The 4,082-nt window shown below is 64.6% G+C and carries 5 protein-coding genes; 4 read left to right on the top strand and 1 reads right to left on the bottom strand.

The window, feature by feature from the left end; translation table 11 throughout:
* Window positions 1-151 precede the first annotated feature (151 nt).
* From QMX83_RS20605 to QMX83_RS20590, 4 genes are all read left to right on the top strand, one after another.
* Window positions 152-637 carry a TPM domain-containing protein gene (locus tag QMX83_RS20605; protein WP_282298489.1) on the top strand — a complete coding sequence of 162 codons (486 nt, stop codon included), beginning with the start codon at window positions 152-154 and terminating at the stop codon, window positions 635-637.
* 65 nt (window positions 638-702) lie between these two features.
* Window positions 703-1,596 (top strand): prolipoprotein diacylglyceryl transferase, encoded by an 894-nt coding sequence (gene lgt, locus QMX83_RS20600; protein WP_282298488.1) that lies wholly within the window; start codon window positions 703-705, stop codon window positions 1,594-1,596.
* Window positions 1,593-2,387, top strand: coding sequence for a thymidylate synthase (locus tag QMX83_RS20595; protein WP_282298487.1), 795 nt, complete (start codon window positions 1,593-1,595; stop codon window positions 2,385-2,387). The genes lgt and QMX83_RS20595 overlap by 4 nt, the downstream gene beginning before the upstream one ends.
* Window positions 2,384-2,878, top strand: a complete 495-nt coding sequence (locus tag QMX83_RS20590; protein WP_282298486.1) for a dihydrofolate reductase — start codon at window positions 2,384-2,386, stop codon at window positions 2,876-2,878. The genes QMX83_RS20595 and QMX83_RS20590 overlap by 4 nt, the downstream gene beginning before the upstream one ends.
* 210 nt (window positions 2,879-3,088) lie before the next feature.
* Here QMX83_RS20590 and QMX83_RS20585 read toward each other — a convergent pair whose 3' ends face one another.
* On the bottom strand, window positions 3,089-3,379 hold the full coding sequence (locus QMX83_RS20585; RefSeq protein ID WP_282298485.1) for a hypothetical protein: 291 nt from the start codon (window positions 3,377-3,379) through the stop codon (window positions 3,089-3,091).
* Window positions 3,380-4,082 lie beyond the last annotated feature (703 nt).

Below are 4,082 nucleotides of genomic sequence, written 5' to 3'. Positions count from 1 at the left end.
GGGCCGGGCGCTTCGCCCGCAACACCGGTTGGGGTGGCGGGGGCTGGGGTGGAGGCGGTGGTTTCGGGGGCGGTGGCGGCTTCGGCGGCGGCGGTGGCTGGGGCGGTGGTGGTGGGCGATCGGGAGGCGGTGGTGCCTCGGGGGGCTGGTGATGCGCGCATGGCGACACTTCTGGGCCCCTTCGGTGCACCGGGCGTTTCCGGGCGAGCACCTGCAGGCCATCACCGAGGCGATCACCGCTGGCGAGCAGCGTCACGGCGGGCAGGTCATGTTCGCGGTGGAGGCCGACCTGCCGTGGATGGCCCTGTGGCAGGGGGTGACCCCGCGCCAGCGCGCCCAGCAGGCCTTTGCCCAACTGCGCACCTGGGACACCGAACAGAACAACGGGGTGCTGATCTACCTGCTGCTGGCCGACCACGCCATCGAACTGGTGGCCGACCGTGGCCTGCGCGGCAAGGTGGGCGAGGACGAATGGCAGGACGTGTGCGCGCACATGCAGCAGCTGCTGCGCGAAGGGGCCCTGCAGGATGCTGTGTTGCGGGCGGTGGCCGAGGTCTCCGCGCTATTGGCGCGGCACTATCCGCCCGGCAGCGGGTCCAAGGATGACGGGCTGCCGAATACGCCCCAGCTGTTGTAGCCACCGGGCGGTCAGCCAGGCGGTGGGCGGCCGTAGAATACCCACTGACCTGCAAGGCGCTGCCCATGATCTATTTCCACGACATCGACCCCATTGCCATCTCGCTTGGGCCGGTCCAGGTGCATTGGTACGGCATCATGTACCTGCTGGGCTTCATTGCCGCCTGGTGGCTGGGCCGCAAGCGCATCGCCGCCGGTCGCCTGCCGGGGGTGGACGCCAACGGGTTCTCCGACCTGCTCTTCTACGCCATGTTGGGCGTGGTGCTGGGCGGGCGCGTGGGCTACATGCTGTTCTATGCGCTGGGCGACTTCCTGCACAACCCGCTGCTGCTGTTCAAAGTGTGGGACGGCGGCATGAGCTTCCACGGTGGCCTGCTGGGCGTGCTGTTTGCGTGCTGGTACTGGTCACGCAAGCATCGCCTGCACCTGTTCGACACGTTGGACTTCATGTCACCGCTGGTCCCGTTTGGCCTGGGCTTTGGCCGGCTGGGCAACTTCATCGGAGCCGAGCTGTGGGGCAAGTACACCGATGGCACCTGGGGCGTGATTTTCCCCAGCGGCCTGCCGGCCCCGTTCAACCAGATGGATCTGGCCACGCTGAAGGCGGAGTACGCCACCGGTGCGCTGAATCAGTACGCGCGGCATCCGTCGCAGCTGTATGAAGCACTGCTGGAAGGGCTGGTGATGTTCGCGGTGCTGTGGGCGGTGTCGGCCAAGCCGCGCCAGCGTTACCTGGTGTCGGGTCTGTTTGCGTTGTTGTATGGCGTGTTCCGTTTCGCGGTGGAGTTCGTGCGCATGCCCGACAACGGCGTGTACCTGGCGTTCGACTGGTTCACCCGCGGGCAGCTGCTGAGCCTGCCGCTGGTGGCCTTCGGCCTGGTGCTGCTGGTGCTGTCGCGTCGCGCACCGGTGCTGCAGCCGGTGGCCCCGCCGGCGTCTGCTGAGGGAAGCAAGGCATGAAGGCGTATCTGGATCTGCTGGAACATGTGCTGGAGCATGGCAGCGAGAAGTCCGACCGCACCGGCACCGGCACGCGCAGCGTGTTCGGCTGGCAGATGCGCTTCAACCTCAATGACGGGTTCCCGCTGGTCACCACCAAGAAGCTGCACCTGCGCTCGATCATCCACGAGCTGCTGTGGTTCCTGAAGGGCGACACCAACATTGGCTATCTGAAGGACAACCAGGTCCGCATCTGGGACGAATGGGCCGACGAAAACGGCGACCTCGGCCCGGTGTACGGCAAGCAGTGGCGCAGCTGGGCCACGGCCGACGGCGGCAGCATCGACCAGATGCAGTGGCTGGTGGACGAGATCAAGCGCAACCCGGATTCGCGCCGGCTGGTGGTGAGCGCGTGGAACGTGGGCGAGCTTTCGCAGATGGCGCTGATGCCGTGCCACAACCTGTTCCAGTTCTACGTGGTGGACGGCAAGCTGAGCTGCCAGCTGTACCAGCGCAGCGGCGACATTTTCCTCGGCGTGCCGTTCAACATCGCCAGCTACGCGCTGCTGACCCACATGGTGGCGCAGGCGACCGGCCTGGGCGTGGGCGACTTTGTGCACACGCTGGGCGACGCGCATCTGTATTCGAACCACTACGAGCAGGCGCGCGAGCAGCTGTCACGCGAACCGCGCGCGCTGCCGACGCTGTGGTTGAACCCGGAAGTGAAAGACCTGTTCGGCTTCCAGTTCGACGACATCCGCATTGATGGTTACGACCCGCACCCGGCAATCAAGGCACCGGTGGCGGTGTGAAGCTGTCGATGATCGTGGCGCTGGATCGCAACCGTGGCATTGGCCGTGACAACGACCTGCCGTGGCGCTTGCCGGACGACCTGCAGCACTTCAAGGCACTGACGCTGGGCAAGCCGGTGGTGATGGGGCGCAAGACGGCCTTGTCACTGGGCCGTGCGTTGCCGGGGCGAACCAACCTGGTGCTGACCCGCAGCGGCCAGGTGCCGTTTGCGGGCATGCGCGCGGTGGCCTCGATGGACGAGGCCCGGGCGATCGCGGAAGGCGAGGGCGCTGCTGAGTTGTGCGTGATCGGCGGCGGCGAGATTTTCGCGCAGCTGCTGGATCAGACCGATGCATTGCACCTGACCTGGGTGGATGCCGAGGTGCACGCTGACGTGCACTTCCCGGAGATTGATCCGGCCCAGTGGACCGAGGTATCGCGCACGCATCACCCAGCCGATGCGCGCCATGAGTACGCGTTCGACTTCGTAGACTACGTTAGAGCACCGTAAAGCCACGCCCTGCGTGGCTGCTGCTGGATTCGTGCGAAAAGCCCTCGGTTCACGGCCTTCCTGGCTAGGCGGGCCGGAAATCTGTCTTCCGCAGAGATGTTGAGCCGGTAGGGTCGGTCGCAAGACGACCGCACGGAGATCCTCAACGCCCGGTAACGACATGCAACGACCAACGGCAACGCCGGCCAACGGCCGGCGCTACCGAACCGGTCACGCGTCGCGGGTGTGGCTCACGTGTCCGATGCAACGCTTCTGCTCTTCTGTCGCTTCATCAATGGTCAGCAGGATGGCCCTGGGTCCATCGGTGACGAAGTACTCCGCACCCACGTTGCCGCTGGATTTGCACATCCACATACCGCGCAGTTTCGTGCACGGGATGAGCGGGTCGTCAGGGTGTCGTTCGTCGCGCAGATGCGTGAGCGCCTCTACGCGCACACGGCGGGGTTTGCGGCAGTGGTAGACGATGCGGGGACGCGTGGGGGCTTTGGTGTGAGAGGTCATACACAGGCTCCATGGTGAACCTCCCCGCCGGGATGGCGGGGAGCCGGGAGGTTGAAAGCCGTGCAAGAGGACGGAGCAGCCTTTTCCCACGAAGGTGTTTTATAGGGCCACCCTCCCGGCATTGGACGCACTTCGATTCTCTTGCGGAGCTTTCAAACTCCCGATGCCCACCATGCGGACAAACGCACGATAGCGGAATGCGATTTTTCCCATCGAACATTTTGATCTGACGCATTCGGTCGGGGGAAATGGCGCATTGAGCACGGAGTGCGTTGAATCCGTTGCGAGGCAAGGGATTCGAGAGTGTGATGCGCGTCTCGTTTGTGGTGGGGTGAGATTTTTGGGGCAGTGCAGTGATCGATTGTTGTTCGTCGTTTTCGACATGCATTGCGCGTGGTGATGGTGCGCGCGGTGTCGATGGATGCATGTCGTTACCGGATGTGGGTAGTGTCCGTGCGGTCGTCTTGCGACCGACCCTACCGGTCCCAAGCATCCAGATGATGCCGGTCGTTCCGGTGATTCCAGCCGTGTAGTGACACGCCATGCGTGTCAGCGATAGCGCATCCGCAGGAAGTGCATTTGATTTCCCATGGCCACCGACCATCTGTCGAAGGTGGGGCGGGGTGGGTTTGCGGGACCGTCAAAAACATGGATGTTTTTGACGAGCCTCCAGGGATGGATTCACGGCGTGTCCCGCAAACCC

The sequence above is a fragment of the Stenotrophomonas sp. PS02289 genome, from assembly GCF_029960115.1.
Lineage (GTDB): Bacteria > Pseudomonadota > Gammaproteobacteria > Xanthomonadales > Xanthomonadaceae > Stenotrophomonas.
Note: the sequence above shows the minus strand (reverse complement) of the source record. Positions and strands in the feature narration are given on the sequence as shown.